We start from the raw sequence: 25,371 nt of genomic DNA on the forward strand, positions 1-25,371 counted from the left end.
AAAAACGCGGTGGCACAAACCGCGGCCAGAAGAGTGCGAGATAGAGATGGGGTGTGGAATTTCATGGAAATCGTATGAGGTTAGAAACCGGCGCCAACCGTGAACTGGAAACTCTGGAGTTTATCGGTGGACTTGTAGCGAACCGCCTTGGCCACGCTGAACTTCAACGGGCCAATGGGTGAAATCCAGGACACGCCGATACCAATGGACGAGCGCATATCGCTCAGGCTGACTTTCTGGTTCTCGCCCCACACATAGCCGTTGTCATTGAACACCGACATGCGAAGCGATTTGTCCGCGCCGGTGCCGGGGAAAGGAAACTGATACTCGAAATCGGCAATCAGCATTTTGGCCCCGCCCAGCGCATTGCCCTGAGCATCTTGCGGGCCCAGCGAACTTTGCTGGAAGCCACGCACGGTGCCGATACCGCCGGCGTACAAATTCTTGAACACCGGCAAGGGGCGGCCGTTCAAACCGTGGGCATAACCAATCAAACCGTTGAACGCGAGATTGGTGGTTCGCGTAAGCGGCAGATACTGCTGGTATTGATAGGTGATGCGGTCGTAGCGCAGGGTGCTGAACGGACTGATCTCGAAGCTCAGGCGCTGATAGCGGCCATCGGTGGGCACCAGGGCGCTGTTGCGGCTGTCGCGCTGCCAGCCGATGGTCAGCGGAATGCCGCTGGATGTCTTGCCGAACTGGTTGACATAGGCGATGTAGGAGGCCGGCGCACCCGGAGAGAGGTCCAGGGTGTAGCGCTCATAACCGGCGCCGAAAAACACCCGGTCTTCTTCGGTGAACGGAATGCCGAACTGAAGGTTGAACCCCGGGGTGACGATCTTGTAATTGCTACCCTGGCTGGTGTATGGCTGGATGGTGCGGTAATACGCATTCACCGTGCGGCTGATGCCGTCTTCGGTGAAGTACGGATTGGTGCTCGACACCGACAGCGTGCGGTAGTAGCTCGACGTGTTGAAGTCGACCGCGAGGTTGTTGCCGCTGCCAAAAATATTGTCTTGGCTGATGCCGGCGTTGAACGACAGTTTGTCCGCACTCGAAAAGCCCACGCCCAGAGACAGACTGCCCGTAGGTTTCTCCTCCACGTTCATGTCGAGATCGACCTGATCGTTGGTGCCCGGCACTTCACGCGGCTGCAGCGTGACTCCCTTGAAGTAACCCAGACGATCCACCCGGTCGCGCGAGAGTTTGATGCGGTCGGAGTCGTACCAGGAGTCTTCGAATTGCCGGAATTCACGGCGAATCACTTCGTCGCGCGTGCGGGTGTTGCCCGCGATATCGATGCGGCGCACATAGATGCGCTTACCCGGATCGGCGGTGATGGTGAAGGAAACCTGATCCGTCTGACGATCGATCACCGGTTTGGCCTCGACCCGGGCGAAGGCATAGCCATACACGCCGAACTGATTGGTGATGGCCTTGACGCTCTCGTTGAGCGCCTGCGCACTGTAAGTCTCGCCCGGCTTGAGTTTGACCAGTGCGCGGAATTCATCGTCCTGCCCGAGATAGTTACCCGCGAGTTGGTAGCCCGACACGGTGTACTTCGGCCCCTCGTGCACGTTGACGGTGATATAGATGCCGTCTTTATCGGGCGACAGAGCCACCTGCGTAGAGTCGATGCGAAAATCGAGATAGCCCCGGTCTTGGTAGTAGGAACGCAGGGTCTCCAGATCGGTATTGAGCTTGGCCTTGGAATACTGATCGTCCTTGGTGTACCAGCTCAGCCAACCCGGCGTGCTGAGGGTAAACAAGCCCAGCAACGTGCCTTCGCCGAACACCTTGTTGCCCACGACGCGGATGGAACGAATCTTGGCAATCTGCCCTTCGACTACGGTGAACAACACGTTCACCCGGTTGCGCGGCAGCGGCGTGGTCGTGACATTCACCTCGGTGCCGTAGAAGCCCTTGGCCAGATATTGCTGCTTGAGTTCCTGCACGGCCTGATCGATCAACGCTTGGTCGTAAGGCCGGGCCTCGGCAAGCCCCACGGAGGCGAGCGCCGTCGTCAAGGCCTTTTTGTCGAACTCCTTGGTTCCGGCGAACTCGACCCCGGCAATCGTCGGACGCTCCTCGACGATGAGGGTCACCACATCGTTGTCGGTTTCGATACGAACGTTCTTGAACAGCCCGGTGGCGAACAAGGCCCGAATGGCCGCCGCCCCACCCTCGGGCGTGTAGGTTTCACCGACCCGAAACGGCAGATAGCTGAACACGGTACCGGGTTCGGTTCTTTGCAGACCGTCAACCCGGATGTCCTTGATGGTGAACGATTCAGCTGCGTGTGCTTGCACGCCTGCAACAGCGATCACAACCGCCGTCGCACAACGAAGTGCGGGAGAAAACCTCAAATTGACCTCGAGCTGGATTAGTGCATCTGGCCGAGCAAGCGAACCAGATCGTTGTAGAGGGCGATGGCCATCATCATGGCGATGACCGCGAGACCGCCTTGCTGCAGCCTTTCTTGCCAGCGTTGCGAAACGCTGCGACGGGTCAATCCCTCGTACGCATAATACAGGAGATGCCCTCCGTCCAGAATGGGCAAAGGCAGCAGATTGAGCACACCCAGGCTGACGCTGACCACGGCCAGAAAGCTGAGATACGCCATCCAGCCCAGCTCGGCGCTTTTACCCGCGTAATCGGCAATCGTGACCGGGCCGCTCAAGTTTTGCAGCGAAGCCTGGCCGATCACCATGCGCCCGAGGGTCTTGAGGGTCAGGGCCGAAAGATCCCAGGTGCGCTGTACGCCGTCCTGCAAGGCCTGCAGCGGATTGCGCTCGATTTTCACTGTGGGAATTTCGCCGCCCAGCATGGCCTCGATGCGCCAGACTGACTGGCCATTGACCTGCACCGGTTTCGCCTGCAACTGGGTTTGGAAAGTACGGCCATCGCGACGCACCTCAAGCTGCATCGGCTTGCCACCCGATGTTTGAATGGAGCGCATCAGGGCGTCTGCCGAGACGATGGGTTTGCCGTCCACTGCGACGATCCGGTCGCCGGCAAGCAGGCCGCTGCGCTGCGCCGGGCCACCTGCGACCACTTCCCGAATCTCGGCCGGCGGGCTCTGCAGATGCAAGCCGTAGCTGGTGAGAAACCCGGTGCTCTCCGCCGCTCGCATGCTCGAAGAAAAATCGAGAGCAATTTGTTGCGTCGGGCTGTCCGTTTTTCGTTCGACAACGAGCGCGAGGCGATCGCCGTTCATCGCAGCGTTCAGCAGCGTCCAGCGCAGCCCCGTCCAACTCTGCACGGCTTCCTGCGAGCCGTCATGCACGACCGCCAAGACACGCTCACCGCCCTGCACTCCCGCTGCGGCAGCGGGCGAATGAACCGGCGGCGCGCCCAGTATGGCAACCGGCTCGCGCACGCCAGCGAACGCCACCACGGCAAACAGCAGGGTAGCGAGCAATAGATTGGCCGCTGGCCCTGCTGCAACGATGGCCGCGCGCTTGGACAGACTTTGTCGGTTGAACGCACGCGGCAGTTCGGCCTCGGCCACTTCGCCCTCGCGTTCGTCGAGCATCTTCACATAGCCGCCGAGCGGAATCCAGGCCAGGGTGAATTCAGTTTTGTCGGCGCCTCGCGTCCAGCGCAGCAAGGGTCTGCCGAAGCCGATGGAAAACCGCAGCACCTTGACGCCGCACGCCACGGCCACACGGTAGTGACCGAACTCGTGGATGGTGATGAGCACGCCGAGTGCAAAGGCAAACGCCAGCAGGGTGATGAGCAGGTTCATGGTTTCGCGTCAGGCCAGTAGCGCCGCGCCGCCCCGCCCGGAGGGAGAGAGTTGCGCGACGCGCTGTTGCGCTTGGAGTCGCGTATGGACGTCTAGTTCAGCCAGGGCCTCCAGGGAATCACAGCCCGCGCATTGTGCACTTGCCAGCAAATCCGCATTGATCCGGTGAATATCGGTAAACCGGATGCGCTGATGAAGGAAGGCGTCCACGGCCACTTCGTTGGCGGCATTGAGCACGGCGCAGGCGCCCACCGGCATGCGCAGAGCCTCGAAGGCCAAGGCCAGGCCCGGGAACCGCTGGGGATCGGGTTGTTCGAAATCGAGCCGTCCCACGCGCGCCAGGTCGAGCCACGGCGCGCCCGAGGCCATGCGGGCGGGATAGGACAGGCCGTAGGCGATAGGGGTGCGCATATCGGGCTGCCCGAGTTGGGCAATCACCGAGCCGTCGTGATAGTTGACCATCGAATGCACGATGCTCTGGGGATGGATCAGCACCTCGATCTGTTCGGGCCGCATGCCGAACAGATAGTGCGCCTCGATGACCTCCAGCGCCTTGTTCATCATGGTGGCGGAATCGACCGAGATCTTCGCGCCCATGCTCCAGTTCGGGTGGGCACAGGCCTCCGTCGGCGTGACCGCCTGCAAGGTGTGCGCGGCACGCTGGCGAAACGGCCCGCCCGAAGCGGTCAGCACGATATTGCGCACGTCCGCCTGCCAGCGGCTGCGATCATCGGGCAGACTTTGCTGAATGGCGCTGTGTTCGCTGTCGATGGGAATGAGATCGCCGCCTCCTTGCGCCAAGGCCTGCAACAGTAGATCGCCGGCGACGACCAGCGACTCTTTATTGGCCAGCAGCAGCCGTTTGCCGGCACGGGCCGCTGCGAGACTGGCCGACAGACCGGCGGCGCCCACGATGGCGGCCATGACCAGATCGACTTCGGGCGCGGCCGCCACGTCGTCGAGCGCCCGGGGGCCGCTCAATACTTCCGTCGGGCAATGCTCGGCGCGCAAACGTTGCTGCAGGCTGCTGGCCGCCTGCGCACTGCCGAGCACGGCGTAGTTCGGACGAAATTCAAGACACTGCGCAAACAGTTTGTCGGCATTGCTGTGGGCTGCCAGGGCAAACACCCGAAACTGCTCTGGGTGCAGCGCCAGCACGGCCAGCGTATTGGCGCCGATCGAGCCGGTAGAGCCGAGAATGGTGACCGATTTCATAGCGCCAGCAGCAGCAAGGCCAGGGGCAACACGGGCAAGAGCGCGTCGATGCGGTCCAGCACGCCGCCATGTCCCGGCAGCAACTTACCGCTGTCTTTCAGCCCCGCCGCGCGTTTGAGCAGGGACTCGAACAGGTCGCCCGCAATGGCAAACGCCAGCAGCACGACGACCAGAATCGCGAGCCCGAATCCGCCGAACTGCGTGTTGAGTCGCGAAAAATAATTGGGGTATATCGGCGCCAGACTCGCGCAGACTGCAGCGTAGAACAGCGTGGCGATCAGAGCCGTCCAGGCCCCGGCACGGGTCTTGCCAGGGCTGATCGACGGCGCGAGTTTGCTGCGCCCCCAGGCCCTGCCGCCAAAGTACGCCGCAATATCCGCCACCCAAACCAGCGCCAGCAAAGACAGCATGAAAAGCGCGCCCTGCACGCGTAGTTGGACCAGCGCCAGCCAAGCGGCCTGCAACAGCAAAAAGCCCAATAGAGTGAGCGCCAAAGGATGACGCAGCGCCGCGGGCAGGCGGGCCTTCGGCAGACTCAGCCCCAACGCGAGCAACCATGCCATGCTGCAGGCCAGCCAGAACCAGCGCCAGGCTGAAGCCATCTGCCAGGCCTGCTGTTGCAGTAGCCAGAGCAAAGCCGCCGCAATCGCCGCCCAGAGCAAAGCCCAGAAAGACAACGCGCTAAAGCCTTGATAGCCAGCCAGCCGCGCCCACTCGCCCATGCCCACAGCACAAAACGCCAGCGCCAATAGCGCAAATGGCAGGGGATCGCGCCAGAACAAGGTAGGCAGCAAAAGTGCCATCAACACCAGGGCGGTCAGGACGCGCTGTCGCAACATGATGCAGATGCGCCGCTCGCCGCCTCAGGCCGCGGCGGGCGATTTGGCCTCGGGAACGCCACCGAAACGACGCTGGCGGCTGGCAAAATCGGCCAGCGCTGCGTCAAAGGCTTCGGCATTGAAGTCGGGCCAGAGAATATCGCTGAAATAGAGCTCGGTGTAGGCCAGTTGCCAGAGCAGGAAATTGCTGATGCGATGCTCGCCCCCGGTGCGGATCAGCAGATCCGGGTCGGGCGAGTGCGACAGGGCCAGATGCCGCGCCAGCGCTTGCTGCGTGGGGGCCTCCTGCGCGGCAAAAAGGGCTTGTGCCGCCTGCGTCACGTCCCAACGCCCGCCATAGTTGAGCGCCACGTTGAGCACGAGCGTGTCATTTTGGCGGGTCAACGCCTCGGACTGGTCGATGAGCGCGCGCATCTCGGCAGAAAAGGCCGACAGATCGCCCACCACATGCAACTGCACGCCTTGTCTGGCCAGTTCCGCAGACTCGCGCTGTAGCGCCTTGACGAACAGGTCCATCAAGGTCTGCACCTCCTCTGCCGGCCGCGCCCAGTTTTCAGAAGAAAACGCGAACACCGTGAGGTGCTTCACACCGATCTCCGCACAGTGACGCACGATTTTTTTCAGCGCGTCAACACCGAATTTATGCCCCGAGGAACGCGGCAAGAACCTTCGCTGCGCCCAGCGTCCGTTGCCATCCATGACCACCGCCACATGGCGTGGCAGCGTGGAGGGGTCGCGCTTGGCGATGGTTTTCTTGCTCATGCCATCAATATGAGAAACACAGCTTGGAACGCCGATCAGAGCAGCGGAACAATCCGCTGGCTCCCGTCAGACCGCCATGATCTCCGCTTCTTTTTGCGCCAGTTGTTTGTCGATCTCGGCAATGCAGCGGTCGGTGATTTTCTGCACCTCGTCCTGCGCGCGGCGCTCGTCGTCTTCGGAGATTTCTTTGGCTTTGACGAGGTCTTTGAGGCTTTGGTTCGCATCGCGGCGCAAATTGCGCACGGCCACCTTGGCCCCCTCGCCTTCTTGCTTGATGACCTTGACCAGATCGCGACGGCGCTCTTCGGTCAGCGCAGGCATGGGCACGCGAATGATGTCGCCCTGCGTCTGGGGATTCAGACCCAGATCGGACTCACGAATCGCCTTTTCGACGGCCTGAACCATTTTCTTTTCCCACGGCTGCACGCTGATGGTGCGGGCATCGACCAGATTCAGGTTCGCCACCTGATTGATCGCCATCATGGTGCCGTAGTAATCCACCATCACATGGTCGAGCAAGCCGGTATGCGCGCGTCCGGTACGCACCTTGGCCAGATCGAGCTTGAGCGACTCGATCGACTTGTGCATTTTTTCTTCGGTGTTTTTCTTGATCTCTGCGATTCCCATGATGTACTCCAAAAACAGATCGGGAAAAAACAAAACCCGCTGCGCAAAAAGCAGCGCGGCGCGGGTCTCAAAGACTGCGATGGTAATCAGACGTAGACGTCCGTGCCTTCGTCCGCGCCTTGAACCACGCGCATCAGCGCCCCCGGCTTGAAAATGCTGAATACGCGAATCGGCATCTTCTGCTCACGGCATAGCGCAAAGGCCGTCGCGTCCATCACCTGCAAGCGCCGCGCGATCGCCTCATCGAAGCTGATGCGCGCATAACGCTCGGCCTGCGGGTCTTTGGCCGGATCGGCGGTGTAGATGCCATCGACCTTGGTCGCCTTGAGCATGACCTCGGCACCAACCTCGGCTGCACGCAGCGCGGCGGCCGTATCGGTGGTGAAGAACGGATTTCCCGTGCCGCCGGCAAAAATCACCGACTTGCCTTCCTCGAGGTACTGCAGCGCCTTGGGCCGCACATAAGACTCGACGACCTGGTCGATGGCGATGGCCGACATCACGCGCGGATTCAGCCCGGCGTGCTTCATGGCGTCGCTCAGCGCGAGTGAATTCATCACCGTCGCCAACATGCCCATATAGTCCGCCGTCGCCCGGTCCATTCCCACAGCGCCCCCCGCCACTCCGCGGAAGATGTTGCCGCCACCGATGACAATCGCCAGCTGCACGCCAGAATGCACCACCTCGGCGATGTCCCGCACCATGGCCTCGATGGTGGCGCGATTGATGCCATAAGCATCATCGCCCATCAGGGCCTCGCCCGAGAGCTTGAGCAGAACACGTTTGTATCCGGACATGGTGACTCCTGGCGAGCGGTAGAAAGGCGAAAAGGCCGAGTTGGAGAAGCTGCAAAGAAGCGAGACGACAAGGTGCTAGGCGACCGGGCCCAATCGACCCAATTGGCCCCAATCGGCCCCGGTCAGCCGGGCAACGGCGCTCAACCTTGCTTGGCTGCAGCCATCTGCGCGGCCACCTCTTCCGCAAAATTCTCCGACTTTTTTTCGATGCCCTCACCCACCACGTACATGGTGAAGCCGTGCACCGTGGTGTTGGCGGATTTCAGCATTTGCTCGACCGTCTGCTTGTCGTTCTTGACGAACACCTGATCGAACAGCGAGACTTCCTTGAGGTATTTCTGCACCGAGCCTTCAACCATCTTGGCAATGATCTCGGCGGGCTTGCCCGACTCGGCCGCTTTTTGCGAGGCGATGGAACGCTCTTTCTCGATCAGTTCGGCGGGCACCTGCGACGACGACAGCGCCACCGGCTTCATCGCGGCGATGTGCATGGCCACATCCTTGGCGGCCACTTCGTCGCCGGTGAACTCGACCATCACGCCGATGCGCGTACCGTGCAGATAGCTCACCAGCTTGTGATCGCCCGCAAAACGCTTGAAGCGACGAATGGTCATGTTCTCGCCGATCTTGCCGATCAGCTTGCTGCGGCGCGCCTCGATGGTTTCGCCATCGAGCGTCAGTGCCGACAGCGCCGCCACGTCGGCAGGGTTCTGCGCCGCGATCAACTGGGTCAGGTCTTTGCCGAAGGCCAGGAAATCGTCATTCTTGGCCACGAAATCGGTTTCGCAGTTCAGCTCGATCATCGCGCCGGTCGTGCCGTTGATATAGGCCGCCACGATGCCTTCGGCCGTCACACGCGAAGCCGCCTTGCTGGCCTTGCTGCCGAGCTTGACGCGCAGGATTTCCTCAGCGCGATCCATATCGCCTTCGGCCTCGGTCAGCGCCTTTTTGCACTCCATCATCGGGGCATCGGTCTTGGCACGCAGTTCTGCCACCATACTTGCGGTAATTGCCGCCATTGTTGAACTCCTTGAAGTCGAAACTAGAAACGCAGTTGAAAAAAAGGGGCTGTGTATCGCAGCCCCGGGGTGTTTCAGGCCGGTGAATCGGGCCGTTGCAGCAGGATCATCTTGGCCCCGTCAGGCGGCAGGCGCGTCTTCCTGAACTTCGACGAATTCTTCTTCGCCCTCGGAGACGGCTTGCACGACTTCATTGACCGCGTCGTTCTTGCCTTCCAGGATGGCATCGGCCATGCCCTGCGCGTACAGCATCACGGCTTTGGCCGAGTCGTCGTTGCCCGGAATGATGTGAGTCACGCCCAGCGGGGAATGGTTGGTATCGACCACGCCGATCACCGGAATGCCCAGCGTCTTCGCCTCGGCGATGGCGATCTTGTGGTAGCCCACATCGATGACGAAAATTGCATCGGGCAGAGCCGCCATGTCTTGAATGCCGCCGATGGACTTTTCCAGCTTATCCATTTCGCGCTGGAAGGTCAGCGCTTCTTTTTTGCTCATCTGCTCGAGCACACCCTCGGCCGCCTGGGCCTGCATGTCCTTGAGCTTCTTGATCGAGGTCTTGACCGTCTTGAAGTTGGTCAGCATGCCGCCGAGCCAGCGCTGGTCGACATAGGGCATGCCGCAACGCTCGGCCTGCTCACGCACGATTTCACCCGCCTGACGCTTGGTGCCGACGAACAGAATGGTGCCGCGGCGCGCAGCCAGTTGGCGAGCGAACTTCGCCGCCTCCAAGTACATCGGCAGCGTCTTTTCGAGGTTGACGATATGGATTTTGTTGCGATGGCCGTAGATGTACGGGGCCATCTTGGGATTCCAGAAGCGGGTTTGGTGACCGAAGTGCACCCCGGCTTCCAGCATTTGACGCATTGAGACTGACATAAAGTTTCCAATCCAAGTTGGGTCTGAAATCCGGCTCTGATTGGCACGCCGCCCAAATTCTCCAGTGCAAGCACCGGGTAACTTCGGCAGTGGCTCAACACCTGGTTGAGTCGGTTTGCGGGTGGTTTGCGCCACAGTTTGAGCCACACAATGACCTCGTGCTGAATTTTGAGCGATCCATCAAATCACTCCCTCATTCGCGTTGGTAGCATGGCGCGCTCTGTGCTTCTGTTTTGTGCTGCTTGATGCGGGCTAGTCACTTTTTGTTGCGCTGGCCCGGTGCTTTCTGAACGCTTTTTATGCGTTCATTCCGCACCGCACAAAACCCGAGCATCATAGCAGACTTCCGCCCACCCAGACCGACTGACGGGCTCGGCCCCGTCCTGCGTCCTCCACTCTTTCTTTTTCAGCTCGCCGCTCGTCTCTTATGTCCGAACATCCTTTACGTCAGCAGCTTCACAACGAGATTCACGCCCGCCCGTTCGAGCGAGTAGGTGCGCCGGCGCAGGTCAGCCATCAAGTGATGCTGGTCAGCCCGTCCGAGTCGCAACAGGCGTTCGAACACCTCAGTGAACTGCTCGGCAATCTGCACCTGCCGCCGCCAGCAATTGGCAGCATGTTTCACACGGAGCAGATCGGCCCGGTGCGCCTGCGCTGGGAGCGCCACGGCGAGTTCGTCAGCTACACCTTCATTACGCACGAGGCCCTCGGCCCCGAAGATCCGCTGTTTGAACGCTGCGCCTGCGACCGCGTTTCGGCGGAATGGCTGGCGCGCATTCCGGGGCAACGCCTGTGCGCCAACCACGTCGCCGTCATGCCCGAGGGCGAACTGGGCTGCGACACCCTGCCTGATTTTTCCGCGGTGCTGGACATTGATGCACTGGTCGGGTCGGATGTGGCCGACGGTCATGCACAGGTCTTCACCGATCTGCGCATTGCGCCCGACGGCTTTACCCGCTTCATTGTGTTGAGCAAGGCCATGTCGGCGCGGCGGCGCGGGCGACTGGTGCAGCGCCTGCTCGAAATCGAGACTTATCGCCTGCTGTCTTTGCTGACGCTGCCGGTCGCTCGCGAACTCACCCCCCAACTCAACCGATACGAGCAGGATCTGGTGAGCATCATGGACGCCATCGGCAGCAACGGCGGCGCCGAAGACGCCGAGCCGAAGCGCGACCACAAAACCCTGGATCGTCTGACTTTGCTGGCGTCTGCCGTGGAAGGCGTCTATGCCGCTTCTCACGGCCGGTTTACCGCGGCGAATGCGTACTACGACTTGGTCAACCGGCGTGTGACCGAACTGCACGAAAAACCGATCTTCGGCCTGCAGACCATCGGGCAATTCCTGGAGCGACGGCTGGCACCCGCGATGCAAACCTGCGGCTGGGCGGCACGGCGACAGCAGGCGCTTTCCGAGCGGGTTTCACGCTGCAGCAATCTGCTGCGCACGCGGGTGGAAGTGGCCATGCAGCAGCAAAACCGCAGCTTGCTGGCGTCGATGAACCGTCGGCAGTTCCTGCAACTCCGCCTGCAGCAGACGGTCGAGGGCCTGTCGGTCGCCGCGATCACGTACTACATGGCCTCGCTGGTGGGCCATTTGTTCGAAGCGGCCGAACCCTGGCTACACATCAAGCCCAAGCTGGCCGAGGGCATTTCCATCCCGATCATCGCCCTGATTGTCTGGATTGCGTTGCAGCGCATGCATCACCGCTTGGAGCGCGCCAGCGAAGCCCGATAGATCAGGCTCAGGCGCGCCGTTGACGCACGGCCTCGTAAAGACAAACCCCGGCGGCGACGGAGACGTTGAGGCTCTCCACTGCGCCGAGCATGGGAATCTGCAGCAGCTGATCGCAGGTCTCGCGCACCAGACGGCGCATGCCGGCGCCCTCGGCGCCCATCACCAGCACCGCGGGCTGCGTCCAGTTGGCGGCGTAGACATCGTCGGTCGCGGCCTCGTCAGTACCCATCACCCACAGGCCACGATCCTGCAATTCGCCCAGGCTGCGCACCAGATTGGTCACCATGAGATAGGGCACGGTTTCCGCCGCGCCGCTGGCCACGCGGGCCACGGTGGGGTTGAGCCCGACCGCGCGATCTTTCGGCGCAATGACCAGATGCACCCCCGCCGCGTCGGCAGTACGAAGAATGGCGCCGAGGTTGTGCGGATCGGTCACGCCATCGAGCGCCAGCACCAGCGGCGCGCCCTCCACGGCATCGAGCACGGCGTGCAGGTCGTGCACAGTCGGCAAGTCATCGACCTGCGCCACTACGCCCTGATGACGGTCGGTGCCCGCCAGCGCGGTCAGGCGCTCGGCGCTGAGGGTTTTCAGCTCCACGCCCGAGGCCTCGACTTTGCGCAAGAATTGCTGCATGCGCGCATCGCGCCGACTGGCATCGACATACACCGCATGCACCGAGGCGGGAGCCGCACGCAGGCGTGCGCCCACCGCGTGAAATCCGTAGAGCGGCTTCATGCAGCCACCGCCTGGGGTTGTTCGGTCAAGTGACCGGCGTGCATGGTGCAAACGCGGTCGCAGCGGAGATTGCCCGTCGGCTCGTCGGCCAAGACCAGCCGGGGTCGGCCCACGAAGGCGCGGGCCAGGGCAACGCGCTGTTGCTCACCGCCTGACAGCAAGGCCGGGCGATGATGCAGTCGCTCGCCCAGCCCCACGGCGTGCAGCAAGGTCGTTGCGGCGTCCACCGCGCCGTGAGCACGCCCGGAAATTTCCAGAGGCAGCACCACGTTTTCCAGCGCGGTGTAGTGGTCGATGAGCTGAAAATTCTGGAACACGAAGCCGATTTTCTGCGCCCGCAGATCGGCCCGGCCGTTCTCGTCGAGGCTTTCGAGATCAACGCCGTCGATCCACACCTGGCCTGTGCTGGGCCGATCCATGCCGGCGAGCAAAGCCAGCAGCGTGGATTTCCCCGAGCCCGACGCGCCGGTAATGGCCACGCTCTGTCCCGCAGGAACTCGCAGTTGCACCGCGTGAAGAATGGTCAGGGCGTCGCCGACATCGGAAACGGTCTTGCCCAGATCCTGCGCGACAATCACATCGACCGTCATGGAAGCCTTGTTATGAAAAATGGAAAGCCGTTGATTGTAGAAAGCCCGCCCCCGCTGTCGCGGCGCAAGGTCTTGGGGCTTGTGGTGTCGGCGCTGACGGCGGGCATGGGGCTAGCGGGCGCCGCGCGGGCCGCCATACCGCCTGTATCCACGCCCATAGCCACTCTGCTCGTGGTGGGCGACAGCCTGTCTGCCGGATACGGGCTGGAGACGGGAAAAGGCTGGGTCGATCTGCTACGCCAGCGGCTCGAAGCCAAAGAGCCGCGCTGGACCGTGGTCAACGCCAGCATCAGCGGCGACACCACAGCGGGCGGGCTGGCCCGGCTGCCCGCCCTGCTCGCGCGCGACAAGCCGCGCGTAGTCATCATCGAACTGGGCGGCAACGATGCCCTGCGCGGTCTTTCCTTGCAGCAAACGCAGAACAATCTGAACCGTATGGTCGCACTGTGCAAAAAGGCGGGCGCGCGTGTTTTGCTGGTCGGCATGCAGATTCCGCCAAACTACGGCCCGGCGTACACCGCACGTTTTGCGGCCGTGTTTCCGGCGGTTGCAAAATCGCAGCGTGTGGCGCTGGTCCCGTTTCTGCTTTCTGGCGTCGTCGGCCATCCCGATTGGTTTCAGTCCGACAACATTCACCCCACCGCGCAAGCGCAACCCACCATGCTCGATACCGTCTGGCCGCACCTCGCCCCTTTGCTGGCCCTGCCTGCCGCGGGGTCGGCGCCATGAACCCCCGCGTCATGGATGCAGCAGAAGCGCTGCAGAAGCTGCAGTCTTTCAGCGCCGTGATCGACGTGCGCAGCCCGTCGGAATTCGCGCTCGATCACATGCCTGGCGCCCAAAACTGGCCGGTGCTCGACGACGCCGAGCGCGCCGAAGTCGGCACGCTTTACGCCCAGGTCGATCCCTTCGTCGCCAATAAGCGCGGCGCCACGCTGATCGCCCGCAACATCGCCAACCACATCGAGGCGCATGCGGCCGAGTTGCCCAAATCCTGGACGCCTCTGGTGTACTGCTGGCGCGGCGGCAACCGCTCGGGCGCGATGGCCCACATCCTGGCACGCATCGGTTTTTCCGTGGTTCTGGTGCAGGGCGGTTATCGGTCTTTGCGCCGCGCCCTGCGCGCCGATCTGGAGCAACGGTCCGGGCAACTTCAATTTCACGTCATCTGCGGCCGTACCGGCTGCGGCAAGAGCCGTCTGCTTCAATCACTGCGCGAGGTCGGGGCGCAAGTGCTCGATCTCGAGGCGCTGGCACAGCATCGAGGTTCCGTGCTGGGACTGGAACCGGGTGAAACGCAGCCCTCGCAAAAATTGTTCGAGACCCGCGTGTGGGCCGATCTGCGCCGCTTCGATCCGAACCGCCCGGTATTTGTCGAGGCAGAGAGCAAGAAGATTGGCGCCCTTCACGTCCCCGATGCGCTGATGGAGCAGATGCGCCAGGGGCATTGCATCACCCTGGAGCTCGAAACCAACCTGCGCGTTGCGCTGTTGCTAGCCGACTACGCCCAGTTGTCTGCCGATCGCCCCCTGCTGTTGCAGCGCCTGGCCAGCCTGCGCGCCTTGCGAGGCGCCGAAACCGTCGAACGCTGGCAGGAACTCATCACACAAGGCGAGCTTGCCGCTTTCACTGCAGACATCCTGCAGCACCACTACGACCCGAGCTACACCCGGTCGATGTCCAACCATTTTCGGGCGTTCGACGCCGCGCCTGTCGTCGCGCTCAAGGGCATTGACGGAGAGTCTTTCCGCGACGCCGCGCTGAAGGTCGTGGCACTGTCAACCGCAGAAATCCGTTCAGAATCGCCCGCCAGGGCGAGCGTTCAGACGCAAGCCGAAGCCGTCAACGGTTGACCAAGTTGGCCGGGTTGGCTGGATTGATTTGACTCCATCGCTTCGTCGAGTTCGGCCGACAGGCGGGCGCGTCTTGCCGTCGCGAATAGCTCAGGCACCGACAGCGTGGACAACAAACTCGAATTACTCAACACTTGCCGCCAGCGACGCCCACCGGGTTGCCCCTTCCACAAATTGAGCATATGCCGGGTAATCGCCTGCGGATGCAAGCCCTTTGCCTTCCACGCCGCGATGTAGGCGCACATTTGCTCTTCGACGATTTCGCGCTCAGGCGCAGCCGAATCGGCATTCCCCAGAAATTCTTGATCCCAAGTCGACAGACTCCACGGGTCTTGATAAGCCGCCCGCCCCACCATCACGCCGGAAACCTGCGGCAACCACTCGCCGATCTGCTGCCCCGTCTTGATGCCGCCATTGAGCACAAAGGCAAGTTCTGGAAAGTCGCGCCGCAACTGCAGAATGAACTCTGGCCGCAGCGGTGGAATATCGCGGTTTTCCTTCGGGCTGAGGCCATCAAGCCATGCGGAACGGGCATGCACGATAAACGTCTCACAACCGCCTTGCGACAGCGTTCCCACAAAATCGCGCACAAAACCGTAACTATCCTCATGGTCGACACCAATGCGGTGCTTGACCGTAACCGGGATCGTGCCTGAAACCGCCTCCACCATGGCAGCAACCGAATCGCGCACCCGGGAGGGTTCCGCCATCAAACAAGCCCCAAATGCCCCGCGCTGCACCCGAGGACTGGGGCATCCACAGTTCAAATTGATTTCGTCATAACCCCATTCGAGTGCCAGTTTGGCGCAACGGGCCAGATCAACTGGCTCACTACCGCCTAACTGCAGCGCAACAGGGTGTTCATGCGAACTGTAATCAAGATGCCGCGCCACGTCTCCATATAGCAACGCCCCAGTCGTCACCATTTCCGTGTAAAGCAAAGCTCGCTGTGTAATCAGACGATGAAAATAGCGGCAATGTCGATCCGTCCAATCGAGCATCGGGGCAATGGAAAGCGCTGAAAGCATCAGTGAGAAAATTCAGAAAAAGAACAGAAAAAATAATATCATCGAGATGAATATTAAAATCGTACAGCCAGCACATACAAAAATTATCGCGCGCTCATCAACTTTGCGACACCTTGTCGCAATAGATTTCGCAACTGCCGGTCAAAAATAATAATCAAAGCACCATACACAAGCGCGCCGACAATAATTTGAGAAAAAATTCGAAAAGCCAGATCCGGCGGATCAATGTAAACCACCACAACATACATTATTAGAGTGAATGATCCATATTTTAATACATCAAACCACGGGATGTTTATTTTTACCACTTTGCGACCATAATAGGCCGCCATGACAGTGTACAAGATGTAGCTGACTAGTGCAGCAAAAGCAGCTCCCTCAATACCAAATGGGCGAACAAGCAGAACTGTCAATACAATATTTACGGCAGCGGCCGTCAATACCGAATACATGACGACTTTAGTTAGTTTATTGATGTAGATACCGGCACTAAAAATTGGAGTCCCGCCAGAAACCAGCATGCCCCCAACGATAAATACGATCAATGTTGCACTTACGTCATATTTTGAAGAGGCCAGAAGCCGGAGTAATTCAGGACCTACAGCAGCCATGCCACCCAATACAGGGAGTGCTAGCGCAATATAATATTTGAGGGCTTGTTGAATGAATTCAATAGTTTTCCCGCGTCCCTGTTGCTCCCACATCCTGAAGTACATCGGCACAACCGCCTGCGCAAAGGAAGCAGTCAACACCCCTTGCAAATAATCACTAAAATTAAACGCAGCGGAAAATGCCCCTAAAGGCTCTGGCCCGAGTTGATAATTTATGATGTAGCGCCCACCCATATTCAGCAGCAGCATAGAAAGCTCGCTAGCAAGCAAAGGCAATCCAAACACCAACATCGATATGAAGAGCGGCTTGTCAAACTGCCGCACATCAAAAACGTGCTGCCTCGCATAGTAAAAAATTATCACTGCTACAGCAATAAATTCACCCACCATGGAAGAAATAAAAAACCCTTCCAAAGTGCGTGAAACATAAAAAAGCACAAAAAATATCAAACCCAGCCCAAGATATTTCCTAACCGTGAAGTAGGTGCTGTAAATTCCGCTTTTTTGTTGAGCACGGAGCATGTTGTACATCGCACTATCCACCACACGGATAAAAATCAGTGGCGACGCCAATATAATCAAGTATTTTGTTTGCTCATTTGACAACCAGGCCGTGGGCACAAAACGGATCCCCAAAATACTGAGCAAGGTCACAGCCAACCCAACGACAATCATTCCAAATAATACGGTAGAAAAAAACTGCGTCGCAGTATTTTTCCTCGTCCCCGCCTCAACCTCGCTGTAATAACGTACTACCGAGTGTTGTAGGCCAAGTTTTCCTATTCCTACTAAAAATAGGATCGTAGAGGTAACCAATGCCATTGTTCCATATTCCGCAACCGAAAAAATCCGAGTGAGAATTGGAAAAGAGATGATGCTGGCCAACATAACCAGCACACTACCAATCGAATAATTTGAAGTATGCTGAAAAAGGCGTGCAAGTACTCCACGCTTTTCACCCTTTGCCCTAACCACGGCATCCTTACCGATTAGCATTGATTTTTGCCTTAGTCATTGGATGGCTCAGTGTAGCACTTGGCTGAGTGTAGACAGCTAAAAGCGATTGCATGACCGCTTCAGTAGAAAAGTATTGCTCAACAAATCGCCGGGCAGTTGCGCCCATCTCTTGCCTTAAGCTTGGGTTCTCAGCCAAATGACTAATCGCCGCCGCCAACTCATCGGCATGATTTGGACGCACAAGTAAGCCCGTCACGCCATGAGTGATCACATCTTCATGACCACTGATCTGGGTGGCAACCGTTGGCAGTCCATTTGCCATCGCCTCGAGAACCGCATTGGGTAGACCCTCCTGATGCGAGGCCTGCACGTACAAATTGTGCGAGGACAAAAGTGCCGGCACATCCTGCACCAAACCAGGGAAAGAAACACTGTTCTCAATGCCCAACTGCCGGGAAAGCGTCATCAACCTTTCTCTCTCCGGTCCATCACCGGCAAGAGTCAAGTGTGCATCAGGTGATTGCAAGGATACCCTCACCCAGGACTCCAGTAAGACATCCAGCCCTTTTACCGGGACATGGCGCCCGACAAACACAGCACGAAGTGAAGACTGATCTCTAGTCCCTTTGTATGCAAAGTGCACCAAATCCACTGCATTCGGCAGAAGATGCAGGCGCTCCTTGGCGAAGCCAGCTTCCAGCATGATTTTCACCGTCATCTTGCTGATGCATTGATAGGCATCGAGACGCTGGGCGCCTTTCCGCAAAATCCAGTGAACAGGCTTTGTCATTAATTTTGGGTCGAGAATGCCCCCTTGAAACTCCGCGGCGCCCGAAACTTTGACTATAAGAGTTGGCTTCAGCCATCGATTAATCCATCCCGCCGCCCCGGCTAGATTATGCATCATATGAATGTGAATAGCATCAAATTCACCTTGATGCCTCAACAACCAGAGCGCAAAATTTAGATTGAGCAATATCGCACCAAGTCCCTTTATTTTCGGATATCCCAATCTTAGTACCGGAATACCATCGACCCGATCGGCGAACGGGAGCGAGCGGTCCAGCTGCGGCACCAGAACGCGCACCTCGTGGCCGGCAGCGGCGAATGACCGACTAAGTAGCCGGGCCTGCATCTCTGCACCACCCGTTGCAGGATAGCGTCCGTCAACAACCATTAATATACGTATTGGGGCATGCATATTGAATGAAATGCCAATTTAGATAAACTGCATAAACTTTAAAAAAGAGAATTAATGACGCGATCTGGCACGTCTCTCAAAATCGAGAATCTCCATGAACAAAAAGTCCTTTAGTCGATTTTTGTGAAATGACCTTCGCAGGAATTCCGCCGATAGTTGCATTACCCTCTGGAAAGCTTTTATTGACTACCGCATTGGCGCCCACTGCTGTATTGTCCCCAATCTCTATCGCACCAAAAATTTTTGCCCCTGGTGCAATATAACAATTGTGTCCTATTCTTGGCACTTCGTTTCCTCTGCCAAGCTGCGCTCCGATATTCACGCCTGTATGAATTCTGCAATTCGAACCAATTCTTGCCCCGGAATTCACGACGATCGTGCCGTAGTGCAAAATTGCAAGGCCTGGGCCAAAAACATTGATCGGTATCGAGAACCCTAGCTTGATCGAAAGCTTACGAAAACGATATACCGCAAGGCGGCGCCGAAAAGAATTTTTCTCACAGTTTGTGAGAAATTCGACTTTTCTAAGCAAGCGCTGAAATTGAAAAATTTCGTCAAACAGCCAGGCCCAGCGCGAATTCACCCCCAAAGCGATGCGGTCCGCCTCGAGATACCTTTGGTAGTCTGCGTACGATTTGATCAAGCTGCGCTCCCTTTTGCGATTTCAGTCGGTATCTATTTTTGCACTCAAATGTTGCCTTGCACTCCCCCAACTGAGCGACGCTGATCCAGTGCTGGATGGTGCTGCAAGAAAGCCCAAGCAGACCTGCGGAGGCGTAACGTCGAGCAGATGGGACGCGGCCCTTGCCCCCCCCGGAAAATGGGAGTTCTTGGTCACTACAGGGTCATTGCAGGGACGAATTGATGTCCGAAAGACGAAAAAAAGCCCACAGTGTTAGTGTGGGCCAATCCTGTAAGCTGTTGTTTTTACAGATATTTGGAGGCGGGGGTCGGAATCGAACCGGCATAGACGGCTTTGCAGGCCGCTGCATAACCACTCTGCCACCCCGCCGGGCGACTTGGCTGCGTAAAGGTTAGAGATCGTACGCAAAACCGCAGGATGCTGCAGCGCTGACCGAGACTTGATCTGCCATTGGTCAAACCCTGTGTCGTCACAGGAAAGCGACAACATGCACCGGACACAAAAAAGGGAAGCTTGGCTTCCCTTTTTTGCTGAGAATTTGGAGCGGGAAACGAGACTCGAACTCGCGACCTCAACCTTGGCAAGGTTGCGCTCTACCAACTGAGCTATTCCCGCGTAAAACAATTATTTTCGCAGCGCCTGAACCGCTTGTCAACACTCGCTCGTAAAAAGATTGATCAATGCAAGCCGCGTTCGTCAGGCTCGTCCACTGAGGTGGCGATCACGCTAACCGGGCGGCCCTTGAGACGATGCCACACATAGACGCCGTAGCCGGACAATCCATATAGAACAAACAAGCCAAACAACACCAGCGGAGGCTGGTACGCGATCAGACCGATCAACAGCACGATGAGAAAGATGCTGATGAACGGCACGCTGCGGCGAAAGCTCACGTCCTTGAAGCTGTAGAACGGCACGTTGGTCACCATGGTGAGTCCGGCGAAAAGCGTGATGACAAAACTGAACCAGGCGACATGCGCGCCCTGCACACCGGCATCCGTCATGATCCAGAGAAAACCGGCCACCAGCGCGGCAGCGGCCGGACTGGGCAGGCCTTGAAAGTAGCGTTTGTCGATCACCGCAACATTGGTGTTGAAACGCGCAAGCCGCAGAGCAGCCCCTGCGCAATACACAAAGGCGGCCAACCAGCCCAGCTTACCCAAACCGCGCAGCGACCATTCATAAATGATGAGCGCAGGGGCCGCACCGAACGACACCATGTCGGCGAGCGAGTCGAACTGGGCGCCGAATTCGCTTTGGGTATTGGTCATCCGCGCAACCCGGCCATCGAGGCTGTCGAGCACCATGGCGGCGAAGATGGCCGTGGCCGCGGAGTCGTATCGCCCGCTCATCGCCATCACGATGGCGTAGAAGCCGCAGAACAACGCGGCAGCGGTGAAGGAGTTGGGCAGAAGATAAATGCCGCGCCGACGACGGTGTGCAGGATCGTCGTCAGACTCAGGCGGCTGATAGGTCACCTCCGGCGACCGGGGCGTATCGGCTTCTGGAGGCGCATCTGTCCGTTCCGACAAACTGGCCTGCGGGGGAAATTGGGCCACATTTCGCGACATGCTCAACCTCTCTGAACGAATAGACGTCTTAAGAAAAGGACTTCAGGCAGCGAAATCGGCCAGCACGGTGCTGCTGGCGTAAACCTTGTCTCCGATCGAAACGCGCGACTGTGTGTCCAACGGCAAATAGACATCGACACGCGAACCAAACCGGATGAATCCAAACCGTTGCCCGCGCTGCAGGGCATCGCCCGCCTTGACGTAGCAAAGGATGCGCCGGGCAATCAAGCCGGCGACTTGCACGGCAGTCACCACGCGACCATCGCAATCGATCACCAGCGCATTGCGCTCGTTTTGCTCGGAGGCTTTGTCGAGATCGGCGTTCACAAATTTACCCGGGAAATATTGCACATCGCGCAAGGCGCCGTCCACCGGGGCACGGTTTGAATGCACATTGAACACGTTCATGAACACGCTGATTTTGAGGGCATCGCGCCCGGCGTAAGGGTCGAACGCATGCGTAATGGCCACGATGCGGCCATCAGCCGGGCTGAGAACGGCGAGCGGATCGCGAGGGATCGGACGGGCGGGATCACGAAAGAACTGCACCACGAAAATCGTCAGCAGCCAGATCGGCAATGACCACCAGAACCCGGCGAGCGCCCAAACGATCGCGGAAAGCAGCACGCTGCTGGCAATAAAGGGCCAGCCTTCGCGGGCCAGAATGGGATGGGGATAAGTCATGGGTGGAGTTTAGTCGCCGGAAGGCCCGGCATGAAGCACAACACCCGGCAGGGGCCGGGTGTTGTGAGAGTCAAAGGGTCCGAAGATCAGTTCTTCGATTTGTCCACCAGTTTGTTGGCCTTGATCCAAGGCATCATCGCACGCAGCTTCTCACCGACCTGTTCGATCTGATGGTCGGAGGTCAGACGGCGGCGCGAGAGCAAGGTGGGCGCACCGGCGCGGTTTTCCAGAATGAAACTCTTGGCGTATTCACCCGTCTGGATGTCCTTGAGGCACTGACGCATGGCGTTCTTGGTGTCCTCGGTGACGACCTTCGGCCCGGTGACATACTCGCCGTACTCCGCGTTGTTGGAGATCGAGTAGTTCATGTTGGCAATGCCGCCTTCGTAGATCAGATCGACGATGAGCTTGAGTTCATGCAGACACTCGAAATAGGCCATCTCGGGCGCATAGCCGGCCTCGACCAGAGTCTCGAAACCGGCCTTGATCAGTTCGACCGTACCGCCGCACAGCACCGCCTGCTCACCGAACAGATCGGTCTCGGTCTCTTCGCGGAAGTTGGTTTCGATGATGCCGGCCTTGCCGCCGCCGTTGGCCACAGCGTAAGAAAGCGCCAGATCGCGCGCCTTGCCCGACTTGTCGGAATGCACCGCGATCAGATGCGGCACGCCGCCGCCCTGGGTGTAGGTGCTGCGCACGGTATGGCCGGGCGCCTTGGGGGCGATCATGATGACGTCGAGATCGGCGCGCGGCTGAACCTGGCCGTAATGCACGTTGAAGCCGTGCGCAAAGGCCAGTGCAGCCCCCTTCTTCATGTTCGGCTCGACGGCATTGCGATAGACCTCGGCGATGTTCTCGTCGGGCATGAGCATCATCACCACATCGGCGCCTTCAACGGCCTTTTCGACCTCGGCGACCTTCAGGCCGGCTTTTTTGGCCTTGTCCCAGGATGCGCCGTTCTTGCGCAGGCCGACGGTGACCTTCACGCCACTGTCATTCAGATTCTGGGCATGGGCATGGCCCTGCGAGCCGTAACCCACGATGGTGACCTTCTTGCCTTTGATGAGGGAGAGATCGGCGTCTTTGTCGTAATAAACGTTCATATTGGCTCCTGAAGTTGAGGTATTGTGTTCTTGGCGGGACGCTCCACGCCACAAAAAAGATGCGCCGTCTTGGAATCAGGCGCGCAGGATACGCTCGGCGCGGCCAATTCCGCAGCTGCCGGTTCGCACGGTTTCCAGAATGGCCGTGGGATCGACCGCCTGGATAAAAGCGTCGAGCTTCGCGGCGTCGCCGGTCAGTTCGATGGTGTAGGACTTGTCGGTCACATCGATGATGTGGCCGCGGAAAATGTCGGACATGCGCTTGATCTCTTCGCGCTCCTTGCCCACGGCCCGCAGCTTGATCAACATGAGCTCGCGCTCGATGAAGGAAGCCTCGGTGAGATCGACGACCTTGACCACTTCGATGAGCCGGTTGAGGTGCTTGGTGATCTGCTCGATGACCTCTTCCGAGCCGCTGGTGACAATGGTCATGCGCGACAGCGAGGCATCTTCCGTGGGCGCCACGACCAGCGATTCGATGTTGTAGCCCCGAGCGGAGAACAAGCCCACCACACGCGACAGGGCACCGGGTTCGTTTTCCAGCAGAACGGCAATGATGTGTTTCATGAATTCACTCCTCTACGCAGGCTTCGTGCGGCGCCGGTAAGCGTCGCCTGGCTGCTGCGAGATTGATGATGGAAGCGTGCATAACAGCGCACGCGGTTGTCGAAAGCGCGGGCTTGGCGTTTGGCAGGGCGCGGCGTCCGGTGAGACGCCGCTACGGCCAAACCCCAAAGCCTCGCGCCGTTCAAAAATCAGAGATCCTCCGAACCGAGCAACATGTCGGTGATCCCCCGACCCGCCTGCACCATGGGCCAGACGTTCTCTGTGGGGTCCACCGAGATGTCGAGGAAGACCGTGCGGTCTTTCATCGCAAACGCCTTCTCCATGGCGGGACGCAGGTCTTCGGGCTTGTCCACCTTGATGCCCACATGACCATAGGCTTCGGCGAGCTTGACGAAGTCGGGCAAGGAATCCATGTAGGAATGCGAATAGCGGCCTTCGTACTCGATCTCCTGCCACTGCCGCACCATGCCGAGATAGCGGTTGTTAAGCAGAATGATCTTCACCGCCGTGCCGTATTGCAGGCAGGTGGCGAGTTCCTGGATATTCATCTGGATGGAGCCGTCACCGGTGACGCAAACGGCTTCGGCTTCGGGCTTGGCCAGCTTGATGCCCATGGCGTAGGGCAGACCCACGCCCATGGTGCCGAGACCGCCCGAATTGATCCAGCGCCGCGGCTCGGGAAATTTATAGAGCTGCGCGGCCCACATCTGATGCTGTCCCACATCAGAGCAGATATAGGTCTCGCGGTCTTTGGTCAGTTCGTACAGCGTGTCGATCACAGCCTGCGGCTTGATGACCTCGGTCGAATGCTCATAGGCGAGACAGTCGCGCTTGCGCCATTCCTCGATCTGCGCCCACCAAGCCGCCAGCGCGCCACCGTCGTTCTTGTTGCCCGCCTTGAAGGACTGTTCGAGCTGATCGATGAGTTCCCGCAGCACCTCGCCGACATCGCCCACGATGGGCACGTCCACCTTCACCCGCTTCGAGATGGAGGAAGGATCGATATCGATATGCACGATCTTGCGCTGGTTTTGCGCAAAATGCCCCGGATTGCCGATCACCCTGTCGTCGAACCGCACGCCCACCGCGAGCAGCACGTCGCAATGCTGCATCGCCATGTTCGCCTCGAAGGTGCCGTGCATGCCGGGCATGCCGAGAAACTTCGGGTCTTCGCCGGGCATCGCGCCCAGCCCCATCAGCGTATTGGTGCAGGGATACTTCAGCAGGTCGGCCAGCTTGCGCAGTTCGGGAGACGCATTCGCCAGCACCACGCCACCGCCCGTGTAGATGTAAGGACGCTTGGCCGAGAGCAGCAGTTGCACCGCCTTGCGGATCTGGCCACCGTGGCCCTTGCGCACCGGGTTGTAAGAGCGCATCTCCACGGTCTTGGGATACTCGAACTGAGTGGTATGGCGCGACACATCCTTGGGCACATCCACCACCACCGGGCCCGGCCGACCCGAACGGGCGATGTGGAACGCCTTTTTCATCGTGGCCGCCAGATCGCGCACATCCTTGACCAGGAAATTGTGTTTGACCACCGGGCGGGTGATGCCCACGGTGTCGCATTCCTGAAACGCATCCAGCCCGATGGCCGTCGTCGGCACCTGCCCGGTGATGATCACCATCGGAATCGAGTCCATATAGGCCGTGGCAATGCCCGTGATGGCGTTGGTCGCCCCCGGCCCGGAGGTCACCAGGGCCACGCCGACCTCGCCCGTCGCACGGGCATACGCGTCTGCGGCATGAACCGCGGCCGCTTCCTGCCGCACCAGTACATGCTGGATCGAGGTTTGCTTGTAGAGCTCGTCGTAGATGTAGAGCACGGCCCCGCCGGGGTAGCCCCACATGAATTCGACGCCTTCTTCCTGAAGGCATCGCACCAGGATTTCTGCCCCGGTGAGTTCCTGCGCGCTTGCCGCGCCGGACTTTGATGCGGCCGTAGCGGCCGACTTGTGTTCTGTGCGATTCATTTCCATGAGTTCACCTTGTGAATTTCTCTGACGAAAGACTTCAGGTCTCCCTCGGCACCCGCTTGTGGCCGGCCTTTGGGATACACGTACGATCTGGAACGTTGTGGGCGCGGCAGGCAATGCAAATCGCATCTCACCTTGTTGCTGCACGGAGGCTCAGACCAAACGGAGCTAGGTAGTGTAGTGCAGCGCAGCACTGCTGCACATGACCGTGGGGATTTTGGTCTCGCATC

General features: G+C 59.2%; 23 protein-coding genes and 2 tRNA genes. 3 read left to right on the top strand and 22 right to left on the bottom strand.

Translation table 11 applies throughout. The annotated features are described in order from the left end of the window. Positions 1-80: 80 nt before the first annotated feature. The 9 genes from bamA to rpsB all read right to left on the bottom strand — a co-directional run bounded on the left by bamA (position 81) and on the right by rpsB (position 9,886). Positions 81-2,384, bottom strand: a complete 2,304-nt coding sequence (gene bamA / locus B7X30_RS05910; protein WP_414718220.1) for an outer membrane protein assembly factor BamA — start codon at positions 2,382-2,384, stop codon at positions 81-83. Next, entirely contained in the window at positions 2,384-3,748 is a 1,365-nt protein-coding gene (gene rseP / locus B7X30_RS05915; RefSeq protein WP_286729803.1) for an RIP metalloprotease RseP, read from the bottom strand. The genes bamA and rseP overlap by 1 nt, the downstream gene beginning before the upstream one ends. A gap of 9 nt (positions 3,749-3,757) precedes the next feature. Next, on the bottom strand, positions 3,758-4,963 hold the full coding sequence (ispC, locus tag B7X30_RS05920; protein ID WP_286729805.1) for a 1-deoxy-D-xylulose-5-phosphate reductoisomerase: 1,206 nt from the start codon (positions 4,961-4,963) through the stop codon (positions 3,758-3,760). Next, complete coding sequence (locus B7X30_RS05925) at positions 4,960-5,802, bottom strand: phosphatidate cytidylyltransferase (protein WP_276709405.1); 843 nt, start codon at positions 5,800-5,802, stop codon at positions 4,960-4,962. The genes ispC and B7X30_RS05925 overlap by 4 nt, the downstream gene beginning before the upstream one ends. Positions 5,803-5,826: 24 nt before the next feature. Further along, positions 5,827-6,564: a polyprenyl diphosphate synthase gene (uppS, locus tag B7X30_RS05930; protein WP_286729808.1), complete on the bottom strand. Its 738-nt coding sequence runs from the start codon at positions 6,562-6,564 to the stop codon at positions 5,827-5,829. Between the two features lie 66 nt (positions 6,565-6,630). After that, positions 6,631-7,191 carry a ribosome recycling factor gene (gene frr / locus B7X30_RS05935; RefSeq protein WP_286729809.1) on the bottom strand — a complete coding sequence of 187 codons (561 nt, stop codon included), beginning with the start codon at positions 7,189-7,191 and terminating at the stop codon, positions 6,631-6,633. 86 nt (positions 7,192-7,277) lie between these two features. Further along, positions 7,278-7,988, bottom strand: a complete 711-nt coding sequence (gene pyrH, locus B7X30_RS05940; RefSeq protein WP_286729811.1) for a UMP kinase — start codon at positions 7,986-7,988, stop codon at positions 7,278-7,280. Between the two features lie 140 nt (positions 7,989-8,128). Then, positions 8,129-9,007 (bottom strand): translation elongation factor Ts, encoded by an 879-nt coding sequence (tsf, locus tag B7X30_RS05945; RefSeq protein WP_156054779.1) that lies wholly within the window; start codon positions 9,005-9,007, stop codon positions 8,129-8,131. Between the two features lie 120 nt (positions 9,008-9,127). After that, positions 9,128-9,886: a 30S ribosomal protein S2 gene (gene rpsB / locus B7X30_RS05950; protein ID WP_013106390.1), complete on the bottom strand. Its 759-nt coding sequence runs from the start codon at positions 9,884-9,886 to the stop codon at positions 9,128-9,130. 427 nt (positions 9,887-10,313) lie between these two features. Here rpsB and B7X30_RS05955 point away from each other — a divergent pair, with 427 nt between their 5' ends. Then, positions 10,314-11,621 (top strand): DUF3422 family protein, encoded by a 1,308-nt coding sequence (locus B7X30_RS05955; protein ID WP_286729813.1) that lies wholly within the window; start codon positions 10,314-10,316, stop codon positions 11,619-11,621. A 7-nt stretch (positions 11,622-11,628) separates the two neighbouring features. Here B7X30_RS05955 and rlmB read toward each other — a convergent pair whose 3' ends face one another. Next, positions 11,629-12,357 (bottom strand): 23S rRNA (guanosine(2251)-2'-O)-methyltransferase RlmB, encoded by a 729-nt coding sequence (rlmB, locus tag B7X30_RS05960; protein ID WP_013106392.1) that lies wholly within the window; start codon positions 12,355-12,357, stop codon positions 11,629-11,631. Next, entirely contained in the window at positions 12,354-12,947 is a 594-nt protein-coding gene (locus B7X30_RS05965; RefSeq protein WP_286729814.1) for an ABC transporter ATP-binding protein, read from the bottom strand. Before B7X30_RS05965 ends, rlmB begins: the two co-directional genes overlap by 4 nt. 105 nt (positions 12,948-13,052) lie before the next feature. On the opposite strand from B7X30_RS05965, the gene B7X30_RS05970 reads away from it, so the two are divergent. After that, on the top strand, positions 13,053-13,676 hold the full coding sequence (locus B7X30_RS05970) for an arylesterase (RefSeq protein WP_286729892.1): 624 nt from the start codon (positions 13,053-13,055) through the stop codon (positions 13,674-13,676). Beyond that, positions 13,673-14,800, top strand: coding sequence for a tRNA 2-selenouridine(34) synthase MnmH (mnmH, locus tag B7X30_RS05975; RefSeq protein WP_286729815.1), 1,128 nt, complete (start codon positions 13,673-13,675; stop codon positions 14,798-14,800). Before B7X30_RS05970 ends, mnmH begins: the two co-directional genes overlap by 4 nt. On the opposite strand, the gene dusA is transcribed toward mnmH, so the two are convergent. The 11 genes from dusA to B7X30_RS06030 all read right to left on the bottom strand — a co-directional run bounded on the left by dusA (position 14,770) and on the right by B7X30_RS06030 (position 25,144). Continuing rightward, positions 14,770-15,828 carry a tRNA dihydrouridine(20/20a) synthase DusA gene (dusA, locus tag B7X30_RS05980; protein WP_286729816.1) on the bottom strand — a complete coding sequence of 353 codons (1,059 nt, stop codon included), beginning with the start codon at positions 15,826-15,828 and terminating at the stop codon, positions 14,770-14,772. The two genes, mnmH and dusA, sit on opposite strands and share 31 nt — an antisense overlap. An 83-nt stretch (positions 15,829-15,911) precedes the next feature. Then, complete coding sequence (locus B7X30_RS05985; protein WP_286729818.1) at positions 15,912-17,435, bottom strand: lipopolysaccharide biosynthesis protein; 1,524 nt, start codon at positions 17,433-17,435, stop codon at positions 15,912-15,914. Beyond that, positions 17,422-18,573: a glycosyltransferase family 4 protein gene (locus B7X30_RS05990; protein ID WP_286729819.1), complete on the bottom strand. Its 1,152-nt coding sequence runs from the start codon at positions 18,571-18,573 to the stop codon at positions 17,422-17,424. The genes B7X30_RS05985 and B7X30_RS05990 overlap by 14 nt, the downstream gene beginning before the upstream one ends. A 100-nt stretch (positions 18,574-18,673) precedes the next feature. Continuing rightward, entirely contained in the window at positions 18,674-19,240 is a 567-nt protein-coding gene (locus tag B7X30_RS05995; protein ID WP_013106399.1) for a serine O-acetyltransferase, read from the bottom strand. A 295-nt stretch (positions 19,241-19,535) separates the two neighbouring features. Then, a tRNA-Cys gene (locus B7X30_RS06000) sits at positions 19,536-19,609 on the bottom strand. A 170-nt stretch (positions 19,610-19,779) separates the two neighbouring features. Then, positions 19,780-19,855 (bottom strand) — tRNA-Gly (locus tag B7X30_RS06005). A gap of 62 nt (positions 19,856-19,917) precedes the next feature. Continuing rightward, on the bottom strand, positions 19,918-20,811 hold the full coding sequence (gene pssA, locus B7X30_RS06010; RefSeq protein ID WP_286729820.1) for a CDP-diacylglycerol--serine O-phosphatidyltransferase: 894 nt from the start codon (positions 20,809-20,811) through the stop codon (positions 19,918-19,920). 42 nt (positions 20,812-20,853) lie between these two features. Then, positions 20,854-21,495, bottom strand: coding sequence for a phosphatidylserine decarboxylase (locus tag B7X30_RS06015; RefSeq protein ID WP_286729821.1), 642 nt, complete (start codon positions 21,493-21,495; stop codon positions 20,854-20,856). An 86-nt stretch (positions 21,496-21,581) separates the two neighbouring features. Beyond that, the gene (gene ilvC / locus B7X30_RS06020; RefSeq protein ID WP_286729823.1) at positions 21,582-22,598 is read right to left on the bottom strand and encodes a ketol-acid reductoisomerase; all 1,017 of its coding nucleotides are present in this window, start codon (positions 22,596-22,598) and stop codon (positions 21,582-21,584) included. A gap of 75 nt (positions 22,599-22,673) precedes the next feature. After that, the gene (gene ilvN / locus B7X30_RS06025; protein WP_013106403.1) at positions 22,674-23,165 is read right to left on the bottom strand and encodes an acetolactate synthase small subunit; all 492 of its coding nucleotides are present in this window, start codon (positions 23,163-23,165) and stop codon (positions 22,674-22,676) included. A 188-nt stretch (positions 23,166-23,353) separates the two neighbouring features. Continuing rightward, positions 23,354-25,144 (bottom strand): acetolactate synthase 3 catalytic subunit, encoded by a 1,791-nt coding sequence (locus B7X30_RS06030; RefSeq protein ID WP_013123712.1) that lies wholly within the window; start codon positions 25,142-25,144, stop codon positions 23,354-23,356. Positions 25,145-25,371 lie beyond the last annotated feature (227 nt).

The sequence above is a fragment of the Thiomonas sp. 13-64-67 genome, from assembly GCF_002282795.1.
GTDB lineage: Bacteria > Pseudomonadota > Gammaproteobacteria > Burkholderiales > Burkholderiaceae_C > Thiomonas > Thiomonas arsenitoxydans.